The following is a 25,326-nucleotide window of genomic DNA, read 5'->3' on the forward strand; positions in this document are numbered from 1 at the left end:
GAAATGATGCCACAGTTAGTATTTTTACCCCATCAAGAACTTTGTCCAGACGGCGCAGTACTTGAAGCAGAAGTGGGTGAGACCATTTTAAACGTTGCGCTGCGTAACGGTATTCATATTGAACATGCGTGCGAAAAGTCATGTGCTTGTACTACATGCCATGTCATTGTGCGTGAAGGTTTTGAACAGCTTGACGAAAGTGATGAGCTAGAAGACGACATGCTAGATAAAGCATGGGGACTTGAGCCTGAAAGTCGTTTATCTTGCCAAGCTAAAGTGGTGGATTGCGATATGATTATCGATATTCCTAAATACACAGTCAATATGGTCAGCGAAGGTTAGTGTTTGCCGAAGTATTAGTGTATCAATAATCCCATTTATAGCGGGTAATTGATCACAAAAAAAAGAGCCAATCTTGCTAGATTGGCTCTTTTTTTATCTGTGGTCATTCCAGTCATTGATTTTAAATAAACTCAGCGTATGATGCGCGAAAATTCCAATTTTGGAGCACTCTGTGCGCATCGCAATACTGTCTCAAGGCCCGCAATTATATTCTACTAAACGCTTAGTTGAAGCTGCTGTCGCCCGCGGACACGAAGTCAAAGTTATTAATCCATTAAAGTGTTATATGAATATCAATATGACCAAACCTAGCATTCATATGGCGGGTAAAGATCTGGGTCATTTTGATGCTGTCATCCCTCGTATTGGTGCTTCAGTGACCTTCTACGGTTCTGCAGTATTACGTCAATTTGAAATGATGGGTGTGTATGCGGTTAATGGTTCAATTGGAATTGCGCGTTCACGAGATAAATTGCGTTCAATGCAGCTGTTATCACGTCAAGGTATTGGCTTGCCGATCACTGGTTTTGCCAATAAACCCAGCGATATCCCTGATTTGATTGATATGGTCGGCGGTGCGCCATTAGTGGTTAAATTGTTAGAAGGTACTCAGGGCATTGGCGTGGTATTAGCTGAAACCCGCAAAGCTGCAGAGAGCGTGCTTGAGGCCTTTATGGGACTCAAAGCCAATATTATGGTGCAAGAATATATTGCTGAAGCACAAGGCGCTGATATTCGCTGTTTTGTGCTGGGCGATAAAGTGATTGCTGCGATGAAGCGCCAAGCAAAGCCGGGTGAGTTTCGTTCTAATTTACATCGTGGCGGCAGTGCTACTTTGGTTAAATTAACTCCGGAGGAGCGATCAGTCGCGCTTCGCGCTGCAAAAACAATGGGGTTAAATATTGCTGGGGTTGATTTATTACGTTCTAACCATGGTCCGGTTGTGATGGAAGTTAACTCATCTCCTGGTTTAGAAGGCATTGAAAAAGCGACTCAAAAAGACGTTGCCGACGCCATTATTGGCTTTATGGAAAAGAATGCCAACAAGTCCATCAAGTCAGCACAATAAGATTTAGCGATTACCAAAGAGCAGAAATTGGGTCATGTTAATAAAAATGACTCAATTTAGTGATGAAATATCACCGTAAAAGCGGATAAGGCTAGGAATATATGGCTAAATTACATATAATCCGCGCGAATTTTTTAAACTTGCTCACATTAAGGAAGCTAGTTATGGCGATCGAACGCACATTTTCTATTATCAAGCCAGATGCAGTTGCTAAAAACCACATTGGCGCTATTTATAACCGTTTTGAATCAGCTGGTCTTAAGATCATTGCTTCTAAAATGGTACAACTATCTAAAGAACAAGCTGAAGGTTTCTACGCTGAACATAGCGCACGTCCTTTCTTTGGTGCTTTAGTTTCTTTCATGACTTCTGGTCCAGTAATGGTTCAAGTGTTAGAAGGCGAAAACGCTGTTCTAGCTAACCGTGAAATCATGGGTGCAACTAACCCAGCTGAAGCTGCTCGTGGCACCTTACGCGCTGACTATGCTGCAAGCATCGACGAAAACGCAGTTCACGGTTCTGATGCAGTTGAATCAGCGGCACGCGAAATTGCTTACTTCTTCAGCGCTGACGAAGTGTGCCCACGCACTCGTTAATCGTTGCTGTAAGTTGATAAAAAAGGGGCTTCGGCTCCTTTTTTGTGTCCGCTCTTCAGATATTGAGCACTTTGTTTGATAACGACTTCTTCGTGCTTAAATCGACTATTTCACCGTATTGCGTTGACTAAAAACAAAACATTTAATTAACAATAATATTGCGAATTGGTGTGTTGATATAGTGTTAAATAAAGTATCTGTACTCCGTCAGAAAGTTCCGAATCTTATACGAAATATCACCAAACAGGCTTTTTTGCCGTTTAATAAACAGGACTTCTCAGGACCGATATTAAGGCCGTTTTGAATAGATTTAGTCTATAAAAATGCTAACAAGTTACTTTTCTGAATAAATACTCAGTAATATTGAAATGTCATTCTGACGTTTTTTACGACAAATAATCTATTTTATTTAAAATATTGAAAATTAATTTTTGATGCATTTTGTGATCAATTGTTTTCAAATTGTTATCTGTGTTTCGTTTTTGTATTTTAATATGTATTTATTTGTTTTTTTATGGTCTTTAATTTGTATTTTTATTTGCGGTTTAAAATGTTAACAATCTTGATAAATGCCGTTAAATTCGGTAACTTATTGATTTTAAATGGATCGGTTTAAGTCAAATTAATTATCAATCCACATGTTAAATGTGATGTTGTTCACATGTTGCCCTTATTGACTAAAGGTTTTTTATTCATTAATAATGTTTTTCAATAATTGGCAATGACCAATTATTCATAATTAAAAATATAACGACTTGTTTTATTTTATATCAAGTTATAGGGAGTTTATTCATGAGTTCAGTCACATTAACTGCTAAGGCAATTCGCCGTAGTTTACTAGCAGTAGCAGCAACAAGTGTCGCGACAACAGGCTTATTTTCTTCAGCAGCATTTGCTGCCGATGAGCAAAAAGTTGAAAGAATCGAAGTCACCGGTTCTCGTATTCAGCGTCAAGACATGGAAACTGCTTCCCCAGTTACCATTATCTCTGCAGAAGCTATTCGCGCAGAAGGTTTCACTTCAGTTGATCAACTACTTCAAGCTCAAACGTCAATGGCTGGTGCTGCTGTTGGTTCTAGCACAAACAACGGTGCAGATGGTGTAGCACAAGTTGATTTACGTGGTATGGGAGCCGCACGTACTTTAGTACTAGTGAATGGCCGCCGTATGGTTAACTCAGGTTCAGGTGCAGATAGCTCTGTTGATTTGAACTCTATTCCAGTAGCAATGATTGCACGTGTTGAGATCTTAAAAGACGGCGCCTCAGCTGTTTATGGTTCAGATGCGATTGCTGGCGTAGTGAACATTATTACCAAGAAAGATTTCGAAGGTTTACAGTTGGACGTTAACGGCAGTGGCACCGATAAAGGTGATGGCGAAAACGGTGACGTAAGTATGCTTTACGGTTTCAATACCGATGGCGGTAACTACACAATTGGTGCAGCTTTCTCTGACCGTCGTGATATTGTGCAGTCAGACCGCGATTGGACTAAATTAGCGACAAGTAGCATTATTCCTACAGGCACGTTGGAGGGCTTATCAAGAGACTCTAGTGGTAACTGGGTTCCTCGCGCTGATCTTTATGAACGTTATGACTATACCCAAGATAGCTACTATCAAACACCGAGTGAGCGTCGTAGCTTGTTTGCGAATATGACACAAGAGTTAGGTAATGATGTCGTATTAACTGCAGATGCTATTTACACTAATCGCCGTTCAAACCAACAGCTAGCGGGACAGCCTGCACAGATTTATTTAGATGTGTGCGGTCAACCAGATGTCGACCCTCTAAACTGTATGACCATTGACAGCAGCATGACAGCGGCTGGCATTGAAGCTAATGATGACGGTCAAGTGTTCTATGCAAGACGTACCAAGGATGTGGGTCCTCGTATATATTCTCAAGATACGAATACATGGCGTATGTCTGCAGGTTTAGCAGGATTACTTGATGTACACACCGGTATGAACTGGGATGTGTCTTACACTTTCGGTAAGAACGAAGCGTCAACGTCAGTTGATAACTCTATCAATGCAAATGATATGATCAACTCAATTTATGCTGATCAAGATTCATGGTTTTCTGGCGCTCCGTTAACTCAAGATCAAAAAGATGCGGTAGGATATTCAGAGAAAGCTAACGGTGGTAACGAGCAACAAACTCTGTCTGCTGGTTTAAATGGTGAGTTATTTGAATTGTCTGCTGGTGCGGTTGGTTTTGCTATCGGTGCTGAGTATCGTCGTGAAAGTGGTTTCTACAATCCAGATCCAATAGTGGTCGCTGGTGAAAGTACTGCTGCACAACAAGATCCAACTGAAGGTGAGTACAACGTTATCTCTTTTTTCCAAGAGGTTAGCGTACCTTTCACTGAAAAGTTAACTGGTGAATTTGCACTGCGTTATGACGATTACTCAACATTCGGTAAAGCGTCTACTTGGAAAGTCGGTTTAACTTATGAAGCAACTGATGATTTGATGCTTCGTACAGTAGCAGCCACTGGTTTCCGTGCTCCAAGTGTATCTGAATTGTATGCAGGTAATTCAGGTTCATTCGATTACCTAACAGATCCTTGGTTATCAGACGCTGATCAACCAGGTCAAATATTAGTTAATCGTACATCAGATCCAGATCTAAAACCTGAAGAGTCAGAATCATACACTGCAGGTTTAGTGTACTCACCAAACTATGTTGAAGGTATGTCTGTAACATTAGATTACTGGCGTTTCAAAGTTGATAACGCAATTGCACGTTTAGACACTCAAGCTGGTTTAGACGATTGTAAAGCTGGTAAAGCGTCTGCTTGTGAAACGTTTAATATCACACAAGAAGGTGATTTACGTAGTTTAACAAATGCGTTAACTAACGTGGGTACTCAAGATACTAGTGGTGTTGACTTTAACTTAGCCTATAACTTTGAAGGTTTAGGTTTAGATTGGAAAATTAACAATGACATGACTTATCTGCTTAATTTCGAGCAAGATGGTCAAGATTATACTGATACTATCGACGGTAACTTTGGTGCTTACGCGAAAGTTCGCAACAACTTTAGCGTTTCAGCTGGTCAAGATTCTTGGAGTGTAATGTACTTCAACCGTTATGTCGGTGAGATGACTGATTTAGCAGAAGGCACAGATGTTGATTCAATTCTGTACCATAATGTTTCAGGTACTTATTATGTTACAGACATGATTACTTTAACCGCTGGTGTTAAAAACTTAAGCGACGAAGACCCATCACGTGTTTCTAACGGTAGCGATGGCGGTACTGTTCCTGAAGTGTATGACACTATTGGCCGTCAGTACTTCGGTGGCGTAACTGTTAAGTTCTAAATAACAGTTTAGTTATTGAACTAAACATCAGACAATGTGACAGTTACATTGTCTGACATAAAAAGGCCTACATTATTGTAGGCCTTTTTATTACGTTGATTTTTATGTCAGTAATATAGAAATCTAGTGATTTAAGCGTAATTCATGTCGATGTTCTCGACGGAATTTTTGTTCACAACCGGTACAACGTTGTTCTGTTGGATCGGCGATTAAGCGGGGCGGTTCTATGTCCATTTCACAATCAGAGCAAAGACCATATAAACCCAGTTCAAGCTGACAATAAGCAGCATCTAGCTTCATGAACTTAGTAAAAATATCAGTATTGATTAGTTTGACTTGTGGTAGGTAATCAATCACTTTCACCAGAGGGGTTTCCATTGAAATATGAGCAACTTCAGTAGCTTTTAATGAATCCTTGATAACCAGCATTAACTCACGCCTCAAAATAAGTTCAAGTTGTTGAAGTTTTTGCTGTATGTCCTGAGTGTTGTGCAACTGAGATAACCTTAACTGACTATGCCAATGTAGGTAATCTATTTTAGGCACAAATAAAGCAGGCGTTATGACGAAGATCAATTCTCGATAAGATTTCTGTGATAAAAACATGAATAATAATTTATCATTTATTCATCTCAGCCAACGTTATGTGTCTGTCTTAGCGATAAGCTATGATTGATTGTCGCATATATATGGTTAATTAATCGCAGCTGATTGAACACAAAAAAAGATAATTTCGCTATTTTGTGATGACTTAGGATTAATACGGTTCATAACCTTGATGACACATTTTCATCAAGGTTGATTTAATCCGAAATAGTATAGTTGGTGCGTTGTTGAAGCTTATATGAGCGATCTATGAGCATGCTGTAGAACCTTAACGATTTCTTCAGTAGTTTTGAATATTCGTAATTCTCTAAACAAAGTATCCGCTTCGGGATATTGACGGTTCAAGTAACTAAACCACTGTTTAATCCGTGAAGGGTAGTAATCGGACTTACGACCGTTGAGTTCTTTATCGGTATAGGCCATAAGTAAGCTCAAGGTTTGTTGCCAACTGAATGGGGTCGCACCGGTTTTAATGGTATCGCCTAAGTTTGGTAAAGAAATGGCTCCACGGCCAATCATTATACTGTCACAGCCAGTGACATCCATGCATCTTCGAGCATCAGCGGCATTCCAAATTTCTCCATTAGCGATAACAGGAATTGGCAGGCGTTGTCTTACTTCAGTAATGTATTCCCAATATGCCGGTGGTTTATAACCATCGCTTTTACTACGAGCATGAATTGCAAGCTCTGTTGCGCCAGCTTCATATACCGCTAAGGCATTTTCCATAAATAATGACTTGTCTTCGTAACCTAAACGGATTTTAGCAGTAACAGGATGTTCTAAAGGCACTGCATCGCGCATGGCTTTGACTATATTGTAAATATTCTCAGGATATTGGAGTAATACTGCGCCGCCTTTGCTTTTATTGACGGTTTTGGCTGGGCAACCAAAATTAGCATCAACGCCATTTGAACCTAGTTCTACAGCTCTTATGGCATTTTGTGCCATCCACTCAGGTTCTTGGCCTAATAACTGAACACGTACAGGTGTTCCTGATGCGGTTAGCCCTTGATGGAGTAGCTCAGGACACAATTTATAGAACACTTTATCTGGTATGAGTTGATTGACGACCCTGACAAATTCCGTCACAACGAGGTCAAATGGATTGATGGCAGATAATATTTCACGCATATGGTCATCAACCACACCTTCCATTGGAGCTAAAATAACGCGCACAGTACACCTTGCTGAAGTCAAAAGTGCGCTATTTTAGCGTGTTTATTATTTGATATCAGTACTAAATTGCTATGCGCGTTTTTTTGTCGATTAACTAAACAAATTCTTGCTAATAATCATATTGATAGCGATCTTGTTGTATTTATGTTAAATATACATGGCATTAGTTTTGAGGCTTGCCTAACAAGTATTTGTGTTAAATAAATAGACATTTTTCACGTTTTTTTAATTTTTTTGCAATAAAATTTACTTACTACAGGTCTCTTTAACCAAGCCGGCAATGATGTTGGTCACCATACACAATTAAGATATAGGAAGATAATTATTATGAATTCAATCAAACAAACTACTTTAGCGGTTGCATTAGGTTCTGTTGTAATGACTGCTGGCTTTTCTGCTCAAGTAGAAGCTAACCCATTTGGTTTTCAACAATTAACTTCTGGTTATCAAATTGATGGCGGAGAAGGCAAGTGTGGTGAAGGCAAATGCGGCGAGAACATGAAAAAATCTGCTGAGAAAGCGGCCGAAGGTAAATGTGGCGGCGATAAAATGAAGTCTGCTGAAAAAGCAGCTGAAGGTAAGTGTGGCGAAGGCAAATGCGGCGGCGACATGAAAAAATCCGCTGAGAAAGCGGTTGAAGGTAAGTGCGGCGAAGGCAAATGTGGCGGTGACATGAAAAAGTCTGCTGAGAAAGCCAAAGAAGGTAAGTGTGGTGAAGGTAAGTGTGGCGGTCAGAAATAATTAATGACTTCTATTTGATAATGCCTTGGCTTATCTGACACAATTAAGGCCTGAGATTCAGGCCTTAGTTTTATCTGTTTTTTATTTTTAAGGACGCATTATGTCTATTCAGCATCGCAACGCACAGGGTCAGGCTAGTGTCGGTTTAGGACTTCGCCGTGAAATGCTGGATGAATTTTGTCAGCAGGTACCATCTGCCATTAATTTTTTCGAAGTGGCGCCTGAAAATTGGATGACATTAGGCGGCAAGTTTGGGCGTCAATTTAAAACATTAACTGACCAACATGCTTTTTTCTGCCACGGGCTTTCATTATCCATTGGTAGTCCTGCAGCGCTTGATAGTCAATTTGTACAAAATATAAAACGCTTTTTAGATGAGCATAATATAGAAGTGTATTCAGAGCATTTAAGTTATTGCTCTGGTACTGGCCATATGTATGATTTGATGCCAATCCCATTTACTGATGATGCAGTCATCCATACCGCTAAGCGGATAAAGCAAGTTGAAGACATACTCGAGCGTCCATTTATTTTAGAGAATGTGTCATTTTATGCGGCGCCAGGTGCACAAATGACCGAACAAGAGTTTGTTAATGCGGTGCTGCAAGAGGCCGACTGCAAATTACTGCTTGATGTAAATAACATTTACGTTAATTCAATTAACCATCAATACGATGCAGCTGCTTACTTAGCGGCTATGCCTACCAAACGAATCGCTTATCTGCATATTGCAGGGCACTATGAAGAAGAGGCCGACTTAATGGTTGATACTCACGGTGCGGATATTATCGATCCAGTATGGGCCTTATTGCAGCAGTGTTACCAATTACATGGCGTGCACCCGACCTTGCTTGAGCGTGACTTTAATATTCCTAAAATAGACATACTTCTTAATGAGATTAATCAAATTCATCAGTATCAACAAAATGCCTTAACGCAGCAGTCAATATTGAGGAAGGCATAATGGGTTTCATTGAAGTACAACAACAATTTATGGACTATATCCGCGATCCTAGTTTGCCATTGCCCGAGGGGATTGAACCTAGGCGCATGAAAATCTATCGAGAATTATTTTTTAATAATATTGCAGGTTTTGTGTCGAGTGCGTTTCCGGTGTTGAAAAGTGTATATCAGGACGACCAATGGCAGGCCTTAGTACAGCAATTTTTTGTAAACCACGATTGTAAGACACCAATATTTGTTGAAATAGCCGGTGAGTTTTTAGCGTTTTTACAACATGAATACCAGATGACAGAAGATGATCCTGTTTTTATGTTGCCGTTAGCACATTATGAATGGTTAGAATTATGTGTCGCCGTCGCGCCAGATACTCCCGCAGCTCAATCGATCAATACCATCGAACTAAACCAGCATAGGTTATGCCTAGCAGCTTGTGCCAAAGTGGCGCAATATGCCTTTGACGTTCAACATATTAGTGTTGACTACCAGCCTATAGAGCCGACAGCACAAGCGAACTTTTTTTGTGTATTTAGAGGTGCTGATGATGACGTCGCATTTTTACAGCTAACACCATTAAGTGCGCAAGTGTTAGCTTACATTGAACAAATGACTCATTCTCAACAGGGTGTAACAGTCGATGCCATTATAAGTTGGTTAAGTGAGCATTATCCACAAATGCCAAATGACACCTTGTTGTCAGGTTGCTTGCCTTTATTGCAACAACTCGCCCAAAAGGGCATTGTTATTTCATCAATCGAGTCATAATAGGCTTATTATATTTAAGGTTTTTATTTTGTGAAGATGGGTCTAAAATAAGCCACTTTTTGTGATCTACTTCACGTCTATTGTCCGCTATGCTAACTGAGCAGTTGGCATAATATAACAAATGAAAGACGTGAGTTATCGCAGTCACAACATCACCTTAATCTAGGAATAATCATGAGTCAGCCGTTTAAAGACCCGTTTAACATCTTTTATTTTATTGGTTTTATTTTGGTTTTATTAATTCCAACATTACCCGCGAGTCTTTCATGGTTGAAAGCAACAGGATTAATTTAACGCTTACTTCAGGTTAACCTGTCATGATATTGTCTTATTAAACCACTCGGATAGAGTGGTTTTTTTGTTTGTATGAGGGCGCATATGGCAGTGAAACGCGGATTTTTTCTCATTATTGGTTTGTGCAGTCTAGTGTTAGGCATTATTGGCATTGCACTGCCTCTTTTACCTACAGTGCCATTTATTTTATTGGCTGCGTTTTGTTTTGCTCGATCTAGTGATCGCCTTCATCATTGGCTAATCAATCACCCTTGGTTTGCTGAAGGTATCTCTCAGTGGCAATCGAAACGTGCGTTGAGCCGATCGCTCAAGCGAAAAGCCATGTTAATGAGCGGCCTTAGTTTTACGATTAGTATTATGATTGTACCGATAATATGGGTGAAAATTATGTTGTTGTGCATGATGCTTGTTTTATTATTTTTCTTGTGGCGGATCCCAGAGTTAGAATAATAAATAGCCTGGTTAATGCATGCCTGTTGCAACTGAGATTAAACGGGCATAAGATCACACCAGTATTTTTACCAGAGTCCACCATTGACGTGGACTTTTTTATTGCGTAATCACTTTCAGATAGAGTTAACTACATTATGATGAACCAAGACAGTTTAGCGCTTATTAAGCAGAGCATTAAAACCATTCCTGATTATCCAATACCAGGCATCATGTTCCGTGACGTCACCAGTTTGCTTGAAAATGCAGAAGCTTATAAAGCCACGATTGCGATTCTAGTAGCTCATTATCAATCAAAAGGTTTCACTAAAGTGGTTGGTACTGAAGCGCGTGGTTTTTTATTTGGTGCCCCACTTGCGTTAGAGCTCGGCGTTGGTTTTGTACCTGTACGTAAACCGGGTAAATTACCCCGTAAAACCATAAGCCAAACTTATGACTTAGAATACGGTAAAGACACCTTAGAAATTCATGTTGATGCGATTAATGCTAATGATAAAGTGCTCGTTATTGATGATCTATTAGCCACCGGTGGCACGATTGAAGCGACTGTAAAACTTATTCGTCAATTAGGCGGTGAAGTGAGCCATGCTGCGTTTGTTATCTCATTACCAGAAATTGGTGGCGAGAAGCGCTTACAAGGTATGGGAATTGAAGTGTTAAGTTTATGCGAGTTTGACGGCGAGTAAGTAAAGTAAAATAAACTGCCATTTTATTAAGCAGTTAACTAGACCTTGCTCTATCAAATGCTTGCTCAACAATAGCATGCCGGCCCTTGGCATGTTATTGTTAACCCCTTTAAAGGGATTGACTCCCGATAGCTCTCTGTGGGGAATTTCATGTCTTACCAAGTACTCGCCCGCAAATGGCGTCCATCTAAATTTGAACAAATGGTCGGCCAATCCCATGTATTAATGGCATTAACCAATGCACTGAGCCAACAACGCTTACATCATGCTTACCTGTTTACCGGTACGCGCGGCGTGGGTAAAACCAGTTTGGCACGTTTGTTTGCTAAAGGTCTTAATTGTGAAACAGGCGTTACTGCTACGCCGTGCGGTGAATGCTCTAGTTGTATTGAAATTGCCCAAGGTCGATTTGTCGATTTAATTGAAGTCGATGCCGCTTCGCGCACCAAAGTTGATGATACTCGTGAACTTCTCGACAATGTACAGTATCGCCCATCCCGTGGTCGTTTTAAGGTTTACTTAATCGATGAAGTCCACATGTTATCGCGTAGTAGTTTTAACGCACTCCTAAAGACCTTAGAAGAGCCTCCAGAGCACGTTAAGTTTTTATTAGCGACGACCGATCCGCACAAACTGCCAGTTACTGTGTTATCCCGTTGCTTACAGTTCAATTTGAAAAGTTTATCGCAGGACGAAATTAGCAAGCAACTTGAGTATGTAATTACTCAAGAAAAGTTACCATTCGAATCGCAAGCGCTGAGTTTATTAGCCAAAGCGGCTAATGGCAGTATGCGTGATGCGCTCAGTTTAACGGATCAAGCGATAGCGTTTGGCAGTGGCCAAGTGATGCTTACACAAGTGCAAACCATGTTGGGCAGTATTGATGAGCAACATGTGCTCGCGTTATTGAAAGCATTGTGTGATGCCGATGTTGGGCCATTAATGCAAACAGTGGCAAAAGTATTGGCATTTGGCGCAGATGCCGAAGAAGTATTGCGTAGCTTATTAGAATTATTACATCAAATCACCTTAACTCAATTTGCCCCAGCTGCTGCACAGCAATCGCTGTTTAGTGAGCAAATTTTGGCATTCGCGCAGCAATTAGCGCCTGAACAAGTACAGCTTTATTACCAAATGTTGCTTAGCGGTCGTAAAGATTTACCCTTTGCTCCCGATCCTAAATCGGGCTTGGAAATGGCGCTGCTTCGTGCGGTAGCCTTTACGCCCGAGAAACAAGTAAAACGTTGGGTAACAACGACACCGGCTAATATTGATTTAAGTGTTATTGATCAATCATCAACTTCAGCGCAAGAGGTCATTGAAACAGGCCCAAAGCCTGATGTTCTGCCTCAAACGCATAATGATTTAACGATAGCAGTACCCGCTATTCAGGCTGAAGAGTTGCCGACCCCCGAAGTTGAAGATATTGATGTTCTCGATGATATCGCTGTCGAGCCATCGTTGGTTGCTGAGCAAGCTTTATTGTTGGACCAAGCACAAAGCTTAGGGTTTAACTCATTGCCGCCCAAAAGTGTCGATGTGCAGTCTGACCAGCTTATTAATGATGATGTCGATAAAGCTGCCGAAGCTGATGTTGTTAGTGCAACTTCATCTGATGATGTTGTTCATAATGCTGATACTGAAGCAACGGTTGAATCCAATACTGAAAATTTGGCTAATGATATTACCGAGTCTGAAGAGGTTGCAGAGCAACCTACATTAGTGCCGAGTAAAGCAGACACCAATACAGTAGAAAATAGCCAATCGAGTGATAGTGCAGATAACAGCTCACTTGATGCCTATTCCTTTATGGATTATGACGAAGCAGACGATCCGTCAATGGAATATCAACCCTCGGATCATGACGAATATGTTGCGTTTTCGGTTTCAAACGAGATAACTGAAGCTAACAATGTTACTGAAGCTTCGGAGTCGATGTCTGAACCGAAAAAGGTTAATCATCTTGTTGACAATAACAGCGACTTGATGAGTGATAATGCTCGTCAAAACCTCACTAGCGCAGATGATAACTTAGACGACTTTTTAGATGAAGTGTTAGCCAGCCGAGATTCTCTCATTGCAGATGTTGGTGTATTACAGCAACAAGAAGAACTTGCTAAAAAAGAGTCTACAAAAACAATCAGTTCTAGAGTGAGCAAAGCGGCTGCGGCATCAACATCAACAACGGCCGCTAATGAGTCTTCTGATAAGTCAGAACAGGCTGAGTTTAGCGCACCTACAGCCAACGAAGCATCATCTGTAACGCTCAACGGAACAGACAAGTCTAAAGTTGTGGCCGATTATGATAGGCCTCCTTGGGTCGCGCCCAAAGAGGGGGAGATCGTTAATGCGTTTGCAGATATTAATCAAGAGACTAAACCAGCAGTTGAAGCAACATTTCAACCATCGAGTTCAGTCAGTCAGCAAGCTGGTCATCAACATCAAAAACCGGCCAGCGCACAAATAACCCGTTCACTGGCTGCTGATCCGCAAAACATTAATGCAGAGCCGGTGATTCAATCTAATGTGCTCGCCAAATTTGAACCACACAGCATTCAAGGCGATGAAGTTGATTTACATTGGTATAAAATAATGACTAATGTGTCCGTTGGCGGAAGGGTTAGGCAATTAGGGGTGAACTCCGTGTGCCCAACATTGTCAAACCCAATAGTATTGGTGTTAAAACCAGACCAGAAACATTTGTCTGCGCAAACTGCTATCGATCAATTACAAGTAGCGTTATCTGAGTACCTTGAGCGACCAACTGAAGTTGAGATACAGATTGGTGTGGTGCAAAAACGAGAAACACCACTTGAGTTACGTAAACGTTTTCATCGGGAGCTTATTGCGCAAGCGCAACAATCTATTTTGCTTGATGACAACGTTCAGTGGATGATCCAACACTTATCGGCTCAGTTAGACAGTGACACGATTGAATATCCATCGGAGCAACTAGGGCAAATAGCGCAGGATATTGCACTCATCAGCGCTTCATAAGTACACAAATAGGGTGGTTTTACAGAAAATGAATATATCTTCATCTCAAAAATGTATCTGTAATATTGCCAATCGATTTTATTTCAGTAAGATTGTCGCCATTATGACGACTTGCTAACAACCTTAATTAGAGAGAGACGACTATGTTTGGTGGAAAAGGCGGTATGGGCAATTTAATGAAACAAGCCCAAATGATGCAAGACAAAATGGCTAAAGTGCAGGAAGAAATTGCACGCACAGAAATGACGGGTGAAGCGGGTGCTGGCTTGGTTAAAGTAACCATGACAGGTAACCACAATGTGCGTAAAGTTGAAATTGATCCAAGTTTGATGGAAGACGATAAAGAGATGCTAGAAGATCTTATCGCCGCAGCGTGTAATGACGCAGCACGTCGTATAGAAGAAAATCAAAAGACTAAAATGGCCGAAGTGACTGGTGGTATGCAATTACCACCTGGAATGAAAATGCCGTTTTAATCGGGTCGTTAATTAATAAAAAAGCTCAAGCATAATGCTTGAGCTTTTTTATTTACAGCGCTAAACCGCCTTCATCGCAGCTTGTTGGTCAATAATTACATAGCCTTGTGCTTGGTACTCATTAATGCATTGCTGAAATTTATTTTCAAGTTTAACTTTATCAAAAAAACCTAAGGCATAAGAATCACATTTCACTTTCATTTTTTGGTCATTTATCAATAGTGTTTCTTTTTTTAATTCAGCGAAACCTAATGAGTATGCGATTTCAACAAATTTGAGGTTAATAAAGTAACCTAATAAAACTGCAACAATAACAATGATGATTTTTTTCACAATAATGTCCTTAATATTATTCTATAAATCCATGAGTAACTCATCTAGTTATAGCAATTTATACGCCAAAATAAAAACTAAATATAATCAATAAGTTATTTATTCTCTATTCTGTAACTTAGTTATTTTACTCATTAAGTTATGAGTTTGACCAATCTAAGCAATCTATTTAGATAACCAACCTTGTGTCGGTTGATGCAGCCATAGACTTTGCTATTACCCTTATGTAAAGCATTTAAATATTAACTCAAAGTAAAAAATATTTGACATTGATTGACATCAAACTATCATGAGGTGAGTTAAATATTTTTTACTTTGAGTTCGCTGGGGTTAACATGAGTAATAAACAAAAAGTACACCAATGGTTGCAAGAAACCAGCTTTCGCGAGCTAACGCTATCGATAGATTTTTTGGTAACAGGTTATATTTTCTATCTTTATTTGAGCCAGTTGTTTAATGCAACCCCAGAGCAACTTGCATCTATTGAATGGTTATCAAGTTTACTGCTTGAGATCATCATTTACTCAATTGTACTGATGGTTGTCAGTTATATTTTATTAGCGTTAATTAGCGACGATGAGTTATCACAACCTATGGATGTGAGAGAAAAACAAATCAGTTTAGTCGGTTATAAATATTCGGCTATCATTTTGCAAGTGGGCGTTGTATTTGCCATTTTTCAGTATAATATCGCCGCCCAAGATTTTGATTTTATGCAACAACGGACTGTGCCGTATTTACCACTGCATATTTTAATTGTGGCTTTTCTAACTGCTGAGCTGGCACATTACGGAGTGCAATTGTATAAGGGGCGCACTGGTGATATTTATGGATAATCGGGATGATGTAAAAGTAGGGATTTCAAATACTATCCGTACGTTACGCTTTTTACATAACGAAATGACGCAGAAGCAACTGGCCGAACAAATTGGTGTGACGCGTCAAACGGTGATGGCAATAGAGTCAAATAAATACTCTCCAACACTTGAAGTGGCGTTTAAAATTGCAGAGGTGTTTAATTTACCGCTGGATAAGGTTTTTACTTATCGTTCAGGTAAGTAACCTAAACACGTGATAATAAAATCCCCTCAAACAGCCTTTTGTTACGTTATTTGCGTCCTGTCTAAGCCACTCTCACTTGATTACGGCCATTTTGTTTTGATTGATAGAGTGCTCTGTCTGCATTTTTAATCAGACACTGGTAGTCTTTACATTCAGATGTCATTCCAGCAACACCTACACTCACAGTGACACCAATGGGAAGTATATCTATCTCAGACTCACCAGGCAGTACTAACTGAGTGTTTTCGATAATCGTTCTGAGTCGTTCAGCAAGTGTATAAGATGTGGAGACTTGGGTTAGCGGGAGGATGACAATAAACTCTTCACCACCATAACGAGCCACTATATCTGATTCTCTTAACGACATTTTAATGTTCTGGGCGATATTTTTCAAAACTAAGTCACCAATCTGATGGCCATACTTATCATTAATGTTTTTGAAATGGTCAATATCGATAAGGAAGATGGATAGTGGTTTAGAATAACTTTGCGCCCTTTGTGTTTCCTCTTTGAGGCGACGATCTAAGTATCGACGGTTAAAAATCCCTGTTAGTGAGTCAGTGATGTTTTCTTGTTTAAGGGCATGTATCTGCATAATGTCATTGGTGGTTTTGAGGGATAGGCTACACACAACAAATACAAAAATAGCTCCGCAAAAAAATATCACTGGCACTACTAAATCGAGTGGTTGAGAAAATGTAACCACGCAAAATTTAGCGTAAATGACATAACCTGTGATGAAAAACAGGATCAGCAGAATAAGAAATCCCCAACTGTGGCGTAATTCGCCGGTTGGAAGTCGGCTAAATATCGTCCATACCGGTGTGATAGCCATTGCAAGTATTAGCGCTCCGCAAATAACCAACCCACTAGCTAAAAATGGTAAACTATCTTGCATATTGAGTCCTTGCATAGGTGACACTTTAATTTGAAAACTCATGTTTTTGGAGGTGTTTTTAATATTATCGTGGATGACCTCCTTAGGTCCTCACCGGCAATATTAAGTTCTGAATAGTAGAATATCAGATGGATTGAACAAAAAAAGTGATGGCTTTCAAAAGTTAATTAACGCCTTATTTGCGGTTGTGTCTAAAGCCATAAAGATGAGTCAATAGAGTTGTCTTTAAGTTGGTTTTTAAATTGATGTAGATACAGGTTGTTTCATTATTAATCTGCTCCCGTAATCACGGTAATTTTTTACTAAAAGTAATCGTTGAGCAATTCACCTACCTACGATGGCTGTGGTCATATAGAGTTAACGTTTTCAATAAGAACACTGTTAATTCGTCGATTGTGGCTTCATTTATTGCAACAGAGGTATTAATCTTTGCATTCAAACGCTGCACAGACAATAATCGCACTGCTTTGGTGTTTCCGCATATTGGCTTAGCCGATCACAAGACGGTTTCACCATGACATTACAATGAGTTTAGCTATTAAGGTATTGGCAATTTTATGAAATTTAGTCCTTTGGTCGATGAATTAATTCAATCTTTACGTGCGTTGCCTGGCGTCGGCCCTAAGTCTGCACAGCGTATGGCATTTCAATTACTTGAGCGTGAACGTAAAGTGGGCCTTAAGCTCGCAGATTCGTTGCAAAAAGCCATGTCTGAGGTGGGACATTGTCAAAGTTGTCGTACGTTTACCGAACAAGATTTATGCCCTATATGCAGTAGCCATCGTCGCATCAATACTGGGATCATTTGCGTGGTTGAAACGCCTGCTGATGTGCTTGCTATTGAAGCTGGTGGTCATTTTAATGGCCGTTATTTTGTGCTGTTAGGGCACTTGTCGCCGTTAGACGGTGTTGGTCCTGAAGAGTTGGGGTTAGCGTTACTTGAACGCCATTTAACATCAGATGACGTGAGCGAGCTTATTCTTGCTACCAATCCGACCGTTGAGGGTGATGCAACTGCACATTTTATTGCTGATATGGCCAGAAGACACAATGTGGTGATTAGTCGTATCGCACATGGCGTTCCCGTGGGTGGTGAGCTTGAATACGTTGATAGCACCACTTTAGCATTATCTTTTAATGGTCGTATTCCGCTGTAATAGCCCCATAGCTGATTAGAAACCAAGATGCCAGCAAGTCAAAAATTAGATTTGTTGGCATTTTTTTATTCAATCTTGGATGAGTCATGAGGAATACAGGCTACAAAAATGTGTCATATTGAGCCGATTTGGTCTTATCTGATGATTTATTATTCAACAAGGCGGTGTTGCCCCTTGAAAATATTGTAACGTCCCCCATCTCTTGGTTAACACAGAATTTTAGGCGAGTGGATTTTTCGACTCGTGATTGTTTAAACGTAACACCAAGGGAAATACTCATGTCACAACAAGAAACTCATGGCTTTCAAACCGAAGTAAAACAACTTCTGCAATTGATGATCCACTCTCTGTATTCGAATAAAGAGATTTTCTTACGTGAGCTAGTCTCAAACGCGGCCGATGCAGCAGATAAGCTCCGCTATTTAGCATTAACTGACGATACCTTATATGAAGGTAACGGTGATTTACGCGTTCGTGTAAGTGCGAATAAAGAAAAGGGCACAGTCACCATTTCAGATAATGGTATTGGCATGACCCGCGATAGCGTTATCGAACATTTAGGGACTATCGCCAAGTCTGGCACTAAAGAGTTTTTTAATAATCTTTCAGGCGAAGCGTCAAAAGATTCACAATTAATTGGTCAGTTTGGTGTGGGTTTCTATTCGGCCTTTATCGTGGCGAAAAAAGTTACTGTACGCACTCGCGCTGCCGGCCATGCTGCTAACGAAGGTGTCTTGTGGGAATCTGAAGGCGAAGGTTCATTCAATGTAGAAAGTATCACTAAAAATGAACGTGGTACTGAAATTGTGCTGCATTTACGTGACGAAGAAACTGAATTTGCAGACGATTACCGTTTACGCTCAATTATCACTAAGTACTCTGATCACATCTCTGTTCCAGTACAAATGTGGAATGAAGGTACGCCTGAGTCAGACGGCCCTGATGGCGAAAAAGTCGCGGCAACGGAAGGTGAGTGGAAAGTGATGAACAAAGCGACAGCGCTTTGGACTCGTAATAAGTCAGACATCACGGAAGAAGAATACCAAGAATTTTACAAGCACATTTCTCACGATTACAGCGACGCATTAAAATGGTCTCACAATCGTGTTGAAGGTAAGCAAGAATACACCAGTTTACTGTACATCCCAGCTAAAGCGCCTTGGGATATGTGGAATCGCGACCATAAGCATGGCTTGAAATTGTTTGTTCAACGTGTATTTATCATGGATGAAGCGGAACAGTTTTTACCTACATACTTACGCTTTGTACGTGGATTAATCGATTCAAATGATTTGCCATTAAACGTATCTCGCGAAATTTTACAAGATAATCAAGTAACAACAGCAATGCGCGTGGGTATCACCAAACGTGTGTTAGGCATGCTTGAAAAACTGGCTAAAGATGAGCCAGAACAGTATCAGTCTTTCTGGGCTGAATTTGGGCAAGTATTAAAAGAAGGCCCTGCAGAAGACTTTGCTAACAAAGAACGCATTGCAGGTTTATTGCGTTTTGCTTCTACTCATGACAACTCTGCCGCAACAACAGTGTCATTAGAGGCCTATATTGAGCGCATGAAAGCCGGTCAAGACAAAATATATTATATCGTTGCTGACAGTCATGAAGCTGCTGCTAATAGTCCTCATCTTGAGTTGCTGCGTAAAAAAGGCATCGAAGTATTGTTATTGTCTGAGCGTATCGATGAGTGGTTAGTTAATCACTTAACTGAGTTCAAAGACAAGAAGTTGCATTCAGTGACACGTGGTGATTTAGAGTTAGGTGAACTTGAAGATGCCGCAGATAAAGAAGCGCATGACAAAGTAGCCGAAGAGTCTAAAGGTTTAATTGAGCGTGTTAAAGCTGCGTTAGCAGACAGCGTTTCTGATGTTCGTGTTACTTCACGTCTAACTGACACGCCAGCGTGTGTGGTAGCGGGCGAAGGTGAAATGTCGACGCAGATGATTAAACTGATGCAAGCAGCTGGTCAGCCTGTGCCAGAGTCTAAGCCAACATTTGAGATTAACCCAACGCATCCTTTGGTTGAGCATTTGAATAACGAAACTGACGAGCAATTGTTTGCTGATTGGGCTAACTTGTTATTACAACAGGCATTGTTATCCGAGAAAGGCAGTTTGGCTGACCCTTCAGCGTTTATTAAACTGACCAATCAAATGTTATTGGCGAGTGTAAAGTAAACTCGATTTAAGCAGTAAAAGCGGACAATAAGTCCGCTTTTGTTTTTGTCATTCTGCGGAGGCAATATGGACTACCTCATTAATCTTACTAAAGATAATATTCAACAAGTTGTTGATACCTCAATGCAAAAAATGGTGGTATTAGCATTTTGGGCGCAACAACAGCCCGAAAGTGTACAAATGTTGCAGACGCTGGAGCATCTTGCCAATAGCCAAGGTGGGCGATTTATTCTCGCTAAAGTGGATTGTGAAACTGAGTTAGAAATTGCGAATTACTTCCAAATTCAGAACGTACCGACCACATTGATTTTAGATAAAGGTAGACCCATTGATGGTTTTTCTGGGGCGCAAAGCCAAGAACAAATTAGTGATTTGCTCGACAAACATTTACCGCCAATGTGGATACAAGAGTTTGATGATGTTAAGCAGCAATTAGCCCAATGTGAGTTATCGCCAGAAGATTTAGCTAAAATTTCTGACCAGTTAAAAACAATTTTTATCGATTCACAACAAGCACCTGAAGTTGCATTGGTGATGACTGATGTGGCGTTACAGCAAGGTTTACTCGCAGAAGCCAAAGGGCTACTTGCCCGTATAGGTTTAGCGGATCAAGATAGTTACTATCATAATTTAGTGGCTAAATTAGCGTTAGCGGAAGATGCGGCAGATACTCCAGAAATTCGTCAGCTGCAACAAAATGTCGCAGAGCAACCTGATAATCTAGACGCAGTTGTTATATTAGCCAAAGCATTAAATGTTGCTCAACGTAACGAAGAAGCCCTTGAATTATTGTTTGTTATTTTACAAAAAGATATGAGTGCTGCTGATGGCAAAGTTAAACAAGTCTTCATGGAAATTCTAACCGCGATAGGTCAGGGCAATACGTTAGCCAATCAATATCGCCGTAAATTGTATACCTTGTTGTATTAAACAAATTGAAGCTGTTTTGTTACAACCCTTATTAGATCTTGGTCTAATGTCATAACAAAAGCGCTATTAAAAGTGCGGCAGATGTGCGAAAATCGCCGCCCTAAAAAGAACACAAACTTAAAAGAGGACTTTTGAGATGCGCATTATTTTATTGGGTGCCCCAGGTGCCGGTAAAGGTACCCAAGCTCAGTTCATTATGGAACAGTATGGTATCCCACAGATCTCAACTGGTGATATGTTACGTGCCGCGGTTAAAGCTGGTACGCCATTAGGTTTAGAAGCTAAGAAAGTAATGGATGCAGGTCAATTAGTTTCAGACGATCTTATCATTGGGTTAGTGAAAGAGCGTATTGCTCAAGAAGATTGCGTAAAAGGCTTCTTACTTGACGGTTTCCCTCGCACAATTCCTCAAGCTGATGCTATGGCTGAAAATGGTATTGAGATTGATCATGTTATCGAAATCGATGTGCCTGATGAAGAAATCGTTAAGCGTATGAGCGGACGTCGTGTTCATTCTGGTTCTGGTCGTGTTTACCACGTGGTGTTCAATCCACCGAAAGTGGAAGGTAAAGACGATGTCACTGGCGAAGATTTATCTATCCGCCCAGATGACGAAGAAAGTACCGTACGCAAGCGTTTAAGCATTTACCATGAGCAAACTAAGCCATTAGTTGATTATTATGGCAAAGTTGCTGCTGCCGGTAAGACTCAGTACAACAAGTATGACGGTACTCAATCTGTCGCTAAAGTGAGTGAGCAACTAGCCAGCGTATTAAAATAATCGCTGATTAGCTCCGCCATTAAAAGCCTGTTTTGCAGGCTTTTTTTATGCCTAAAGAATAACCTAACCGTTGCTGTATATTAGTGGGAATACTTTTCACTAATATTGAATCACTAATATTGAATCACTGATATTGAATCACTCATATAGAATCAATGTTTATTTAACCTCCGCTCGAGATTGTAAACACGATTATCAAATTCTAATGCCACCATTGCATCGGCTCGCTATTGAAGTCTTCATGCGCCTTGATAGTCATACAATGGCAAGTTTCACATGACTGTTGAACAGTCCTTTTACTCGATTTACCCAATCTATCAGCCCAAACTTAAGTTATTCAATACAGCACTATTGAGGCTAATGTGTGATTGAACGGACTAATATTGTCCAGTTGATTTAGCCAGAGGCAATATATCGGCGTAGGTCAAAAACTAATAAAATAAGACTGATGACCTCAACGGAACATATTTAGGCCGTGAATGTGATAAAAGTGATATAGGATTGACGCTTACCTATGATAAAATCTGCCGCCATTTTCGCGGATGACGACTCATATAAAATTGAATGAGTGTCAGTGGTAATTAATTTCACACTTGCACGGACGCCAAGCTATGAGAGCCCAATATGAAGTTTCCTGGTCAACGTAAGTCCAAACACTATTTCCCTGTAAACAGTCGTGATCCGTTATTGGCTCAACTTACGCAGCAGCCTCAACCTTTTTCTACTTACATTTGCGGTATCGATCAAACCTTGGTTGATATCGAGGCTAAAGTAGAAGACGAGTTACTTGAGCGATATGGCTTACCTAAAGGCAACTCTACTCTCATTAATGATGAGCAAGCCCATAATTTGTACCATGAACTTAAATCCAATGAGATGATTAGCGATGAATTCGCCGGTGGCACTATTGGTAACACCGTCCATAATTATTCGATTTTAGCCGATGACCGCTCAGTGCTTTTTGGGGTTATGAGCCAGCATATTATGGTAGGTAGCTATGCATATCGCTATTTATGTAACACTTCCTCAAAGGTTGACCTTAACTTTTTACAACCTGTCGATGGTCCTATCGGTCGCTGCTTTACGTTAATTTCCGATTGTGGTGAACGCACGTTTGCTATCAGTAAAGGCGCGATGGATAAGCTAACACCTGAGTATATCGATAAAGAGGTGATACAAGGCAGTTCGGCGTTAGTATTAACGGCATACCTGATGCGAGCAAGCGAAGGTGATGGCATTACTGATGCGGCAATGACGGCCATTAATTACGCTAAAGAAGCCGATGTACCAGTGGTGTTAACCTTAGGGACACGCTTTCTAATTCAAGAAGATCCACAATGGTGGCAAAATTTTATTAATGAGCATGTCACTATTTTAGCCATGAATGAAGACGAAGGTGAAGCGTTAACGGGTTTTAAAGACCCGTTGCTTGCCAGTGAAATGGCGCTAGATTGGTGTGACATGGTGCTAACCACGGCGGGTGCGATAGGGCTTTATACTGCGGGTTATACTGAAGATGCTGAAAAGCGTGAAACCAGCCATACCTTATTACCGGGCGCCATTCCTGAATTTAACCGTTATGAGTTTTCTCGCCCTAAATTACAAGTGGATTGCGATACGCCCATAAAAGTGTACGCTCACATAGCCCCTTACATGGGTGGACCAGAATTAATTCGTAATACCAATGGTGCTGGTGATGGAGCTTTGTCTGCGTTGCTTCATGATTTATCAGCCAATACGTTCCATAAAACCAATGTGCCTGGTTCGAGTAAACATAAACGAGATGGTTTATGTTATTCGTCGTTTTCACAAGTGTGTAAATACGCTAATCGCGTTGCATACGAAGTGTTAGCGCAGCATAGTCCACGTTTATCTCGTGGTTTACCAGAGCGAGAAGACAGTCTAGAAGAGTCATATTGGGAACGATGATTGGTCATCGATAAAAATAAAACGATAATGATGCATCATTATCGTTTTTTTTTGTGTAGATTTTTATAGAATAGGCACCGAAAGTCAGAATATTAATAAGCAATCAGGAGCGTCACGTGAAAGGACAAATCTTAAGAGAGATGCATGTACTTAAGGCTATTGAGCCTGAGTTTGAGATCCAACGCAGAATTGCTTTTATTAAGGCAAAATTATCAGATGCTCACAGCAAAACTTTAGTCTTGGGGATCAGTGGCGGTGTTGATTCATCACTTGCTGGACGTTTATGCCAACTGGCAGTGAATAGCCTTAATCAAGAAAAAACCAGTGACGAGTATCAGTTTATTGCAGTGCGCTTACCTTACCATGTCCAGCAAGATGAAGCTGAAGCTCAGCTAGCCTGTCAGTTTATTCAGCCTTCAAAACAGGTGACCGTGAATGTTCATGATGGTGTTGTTGGCATCCATAATGCCACTATAGTGGGTCTCACCGCCGCGGGTTTAGCATCAACAGATGCTGCTAAGACTGACTTTCTCAAGGGTAATGTTAAAGCCCGAATGCGCATGATAGTCCAATATGATATCGCAGGTGCTATGGGCGGCCTTGTTGTGGGCACTGATCATAGTGCGGAAAATATTACTGGTTTCTATACCAAATGGGGCGATGGGGCTTGCGATTTAGCGCCGTTATTTGGCTTAAATAAACGTCAAGTACGTCAATTAGCAGCCCATTTAGGCGCGCCAGAGATATTGGTCAAAAAGGCCCCTACGGCGGACTTAGAAGACAATAAGCCTCAACTTGAAGATGAGGTCGCTTTAGGGCTGACCTATGATCAAATTGATGACTTCTTAGAAGGTAAAGATGTTGCTAAGTCTGTGGAAGATAAATTGGTGAGTATCTATAAACGTACCCAACATAAACGTGAGCCTATTCCGACGATTTACGATTAATATCTTACACTTTGCTTAAGGTGATGTGTTGTCGGGTGAGTTCTATTAACGCATTAGCATATTGTCGATAATCTAAATATGGCGTCAGTAACACCGTGTGCTGGTGCTGTATTTTTTGCTTTTCATCTAGTGACGTATACTGCCGAGGATCGGATATTCCCATACGTTGCTGGGCTTCTTTACCACATAAAATATGCCAAAATTCAGGAAGAAATACTATCTCGTCGTGATGTTCAATATTGGGGTTAACAATACGTAATTGGCAATGCAAGCGTGATGGAGTGTTGATGTGTTTTCCGGTTTGTGGATCATGATGTTCATTAAATAATTGGTCACGGATCTGTTTCCAATTAATCCCTTTATTAGCATTAATATCGTGCTCTAAACTGCAAATCTTCGCCATTATGGTGACAATTTTCCGCCAGTGATTACCATTTAATGTGACCAGCTGTGTGATTGCATCGGGATGCGTGGCTTGCCAGTGCGCGGGTAGCTCTGGAGGCGTAGGTAAATAAAAAATGATATCGGGATTCATCGGTCCCCATATATGGCTATATAAACCTGATGACATATTATTTCCAGTATTGTTATGAATAGTAAGTGCCT

At 40.5% G+C, this 25,326-nt stretch carries 24 protein-coding genes; 19 read left to right on the top strand and 5 right to left on the bottom strand.

Translation table 11 applies throughout. The features are described from left to right. The first annotated feature begins 6 nt into the window (after window positions 1-6). The 4 genes from fdx (at window position 7) to AAEY99_RS10595 (ending at window position 5,337) form a co-directional block, all read left to right on the top strand. Window positions 7-342, top strand: a complete 336-nt coding sequence (gene fdx / locus AAEY99_RS10580; protein ID WP_101088135.1) for an ISC system 2Fe-2S type ferredoxin — start codon at window positions 7-9, stop codon at window positions 340-342. A gap of 172 nt (window positions 343-514) precedes the next feature. After that, window positions 515-1,411: a 30S ribosomal protein S6--L-glutamate ligase gene (rimK, locus tag AAEY99_RS10585; protein ID WP_101088137.1), complete on the top strand. Its 897-nt coding sequence runs from the start codon at window positions 515-517 to the stop codon at window positions 1,409-1,411. A 164-nt stretch (window positions 1,412-1,575) separates the two neighbouring features. Further along, window positions 1,576-2,007 (top strand): nucleoside-diphosphate kinase, encoded by a 432-nt coding sequence (ndk, locus tag AAEY99_RS10590; protein WP_041413046.1) that lies wholly within the window; start codon window positions 1,576-1,578, stop codon window positions 2,005-2,007. 792 nt (window positions 2,008-2,799) lie between these two features. Then, entirely contained in the window at window positions 2,800-5,337 is a 2,538-nt protein-coding gene (locus tag AAEY99_RS10595; protein WP_351010433.1) for a TonB-dependent receptor plug domain-containing protein, read from the top strand. A 123-nt stretch (window positions 5,338-5,460) separates the two neighbouring features. On the opposite strand, the gene AAEY99_RS10600 is transcribed toward AAEY99_RS10595, so the two are convergent. Continuing rightward, window positions 5,461-5,832, bottom strand: a complete 372-nt coding sequence (locus AAEY99_RS10600) for a TraR/DksA C4-type zinc finger protein (RefSeq protein WP_157822830.1) — start codon at window positions 5,830-5,832, stop codon at window positions 5,461-5,463. A 345-nt stretch (window positions 5,833-6,177) separates the two neighbouring features. Then, complete coding sequence (gene dusC / locus AAEY99_RS10605) at window positions 6,178-7,122, bottom strand: tRNA dihydrouridine(16) synthase DusC (protein ID WP_351010434.1); 945 nt, start codon at window positions 7,120-7,122, stop codon at window positions 6,178-6,180. Between the two features lie 327 nt (window positions 7,123-7,449). Between dusC and AAEY99_RS10610 the strand changes: the two genes are divergently transcribed. The 7 genes from AAEY99_RS10610 to AAEY99_RS10640 all read left to right on the top strand — a co-directional run bounded on the left by AAEY99_RS10610 (window position 7,450) and on the right by AAEY99_RS10640 (window position 14,491). Beyond that, window positions 7,450-7,863 (top strand): HvfA family oxazolone/thioamide-modified RiPP metallophore, encoded by a 414-nt coding sequence (locus AAEY99_RS10610; RefSeq protein ID WP_351010436.1) that lies wholly within the window; start codon window positions 7,450-7,452, stop codon window positions 7,861-7,863. A gap of 100 nt (window positions 7,864-7,963) precedes the next feature. Continuing rightward, on the top strand, window positions 7,964-8,827 hold the full coding sequence (locus AAEY99_RS10615; RefSeq protein WP_351010437.1) for an HvfB family MNIO-type RiPP peptide maturase: 864 nt from the start codon (window positions 7,964-7,966) through the stop codon (window positions 8,825-8,827). Further along, on the top strand, window positions 8,827-9,588 hold the full coding sequence (locus AAEY99_RS10620) for an HvfC family RiPP maturation protein (protein ID WP_335692267.1): 762 nt from the start codon (window positions 8,827-8,829) through the stop codon (window positions 9,586-9,588). Before AAEY99_RS10615 ends, AAEY99_RS10620 begins: the two co-directional genes overlap by 1 nt. Before the next feature lie 378 nt (window positions 9,589-9,966). Then, window positions 9,967-10,332 carry a YbaN family protein gene (locus AAEY99_RS10625; RefSeq protein WP_101088151.1) on the top strand — a complete coding sequence of 122 codons (366 nt, stop codon included), beginning with the start codon at window positions 9,967-9,969 and terminating at the stop codon, window positions 10,330-10,332. Between the two features lie 134 nt (window positions 10,333-10,466). Next, complete coding sequence (gene apt, locus AAEY99_RS10630; RefSeq protein WP_101088153.1) at window positions 10,467-11,018, top strand: adenine phosphoribosyltransferase; 552 nt, start codon at window positions 10,467-10,469, stop codon at window positions 11,016-11,018. A 150-nt stretch (window positions 11,019-11,168) separates the two neighbouring features. Then, on the top strand, window positions 11,169-14,015 hold the full coding sequence (dnaX, locus tag AAEY99_RS10635; protein ID WP_351010439.1) for a DNA polymerase III subunit gamma/tau: 2,847 nt from the start codon (window positions 11,169-11,171) through the stop codon (window positions 14,013-14,015). Between the two features lie 143 nt (window positions 14,016-14,158). Next, complete coding sequence (locus AAEY99_RS10640; protein WP_011637860.1) at window positions 14,159-14,491, top strand: YbaB/EbfC family nucleoid-associated protein; 333 nt, start codon at window positions 14,159-14,161, stop codon at window positions 14,489-14,491. 60 nt (window positions 14,492-14,551) lie between these two features. Here AAEY99_RS10640 and AAEY99_RS10645 read toward each other — a convergent pair whose 3' ends face one another. Next, window positions 14,552-14,824 carry a hypothetical protein gene (locus AAEY99_RS10645; RefSeq protein ID WP_162022812.1) on the bottom strand — a complete coding sequence of 91 codons (273 nt, stop codon included), beginning with the start codon at window positions 14,822-14,824 and terminating at the stop codon, window positions 14,552-14,554. Between the two features lie 335 nt (window positions 14,825-15,159). On the opposite strand from AAEY99_RS10645, the gene AAEY99_RS10650 reads away from it, so the two are divergent. Further along, window positions 15,160-15,660, top strand: a complete 501-nt coding sequence (locus tag AAEY99_RS10650; RefSeq protein WP_059746794.1) for a hypothetical protein — start codon at window positions 15,160-15,162, stop codon at window positions 15,658-15,660. Further along, entirely contained in the window at window positions 15,653-15,886 is a 234-nt protein-coding gene (locus AAEY99_RS10655) for a helix-turn-helix transcriptional regulator (RefSeq protein WP_101088159.1), read from the top strand. Before AAEY99_RS10650 ends, AAEY99_RS10655 begins: the two co-directional genes overlap by 8 nt. Window positions 15,887-15,947: 61 nt before the next feature. Here the strand turns inward: AAEY99_RS10655 and AAEY99_RS10660 are convergent, their stop codons facing one another. Continuing rightward, window positions 15,948-16,784, bottom strand: a complete 837-nt coding sequence (locus AAEY99_RS10660; RefSeq protein ID WP_351010440.1) for a GGDEF domain-containing protein — start codon at window positions 16,782-16,784, stop codon at window positions 15,948-15,950. A gap of 557 nt (window positions 16,785-17,341) precedes the next feature. On the opposite strand from AAEY99_RS10660, the gene recR reads away from it, so the two are divergent. From recR to nadE, 6 genes are all read left to right on the top strand, one after another. Continuing rightward, a complete protein-coding gene (recR, locus tag AAEY99_RS10665) occupies window positions 17,342-17,941 on the top strand; it encodes a recombination mediator RecR (protein WP_101088163.1) in 600 nt (199 codons plus the stop codon). A 278-nt stretch (window positions 17,942-18,219) separates the two neighbouring features. Beyond that, the gene (gene htpG / locus AAEY99_RS10670) at window positions 18,220-20,133 is read left to right on the top strand and encodes a molecular chaperone HtpG (protein WP_351010442.1); all 1,914 of its coding nucleotides are present in this window, start codon (window positions 18,220-18,222) and stop codon (window positions 20,131-20,133) included. 66 nt (window positions 20,134-20,199) lie between these two features. Continuing rightward, complete coding sequence (locus tag AAEY99_RS10675) at window positions 20,200-21,063, top strand: tetratricopeptide repeat protein (protein ID WP_101088167.1); 864 nt, start codon at window positions 20,200-20,202, stop codon at window positions 21,061-21,063. A 136-nt stretch (window positions 21,064-21,199) separates the two neighbouring features. Beyond that, the gene (gene adk / locus AAEY99_RS10680) at window positions 21,200-21,844 is read left to right on the top strand and encodes an adenylate kinase (protein WP_101088169.1); all 645 of its coding nucleotides are present in this window, start codon (window positions 21,200-21,202) and stop codon (window positions 21,842-21,844) included. Between the two features lie 624 nt (window positions 21,845-22,468). After that, window positions 22,469-23,773, top strand: coding sequence for an inosine/guanosine kinase (locus AAEY99_RS10685; RefSeq protein ID WP_101088171.1), 1,305 nt, complete (start codon window positions 22,469-22,471; stop codon window positions 23,771-23,773). A 116-nt stretch (window positions 23,774-23,889) separates the two neighbouring features. Further along, on the top strand, window positions 23,890-24,720 hold the full coding sequence (nadE, locus tag AAEY99_RS10690; protein WP_101088172.1) for an NAD(+) synthase: 831 nt from the start codon (window positions 23,890-23,892) through the stop codon (window positions 24,718-24,720). Window positions 24,721-24,724: 4 nt separating this feature from the next. Here the strand turns inward: nadE and AAEY99_RS10695 are convergent, their stop codons facing one another. Further along, entirely contained in the window at window positions 24,725-25,291 is a 567-nt protein-coding gene (locus tag AAEY99_RS10695) for a DUF6942 family protein (protein WP_351010444.1), read from the bottom strand. Window positions 25,292-25,326: the final 35 nt, after the last annotated feature.

Source organism: Shewanella sp. S1-58-MNA-CIBAN-0166, from assembly GCF_040310085.1.
In the GTDB taxonomy this organism is placed as follows: Bacteria; Pseudomonadota; Gammaproteobacteria; order Enterobacterales; family Shewanellaceae; genus Shewanella.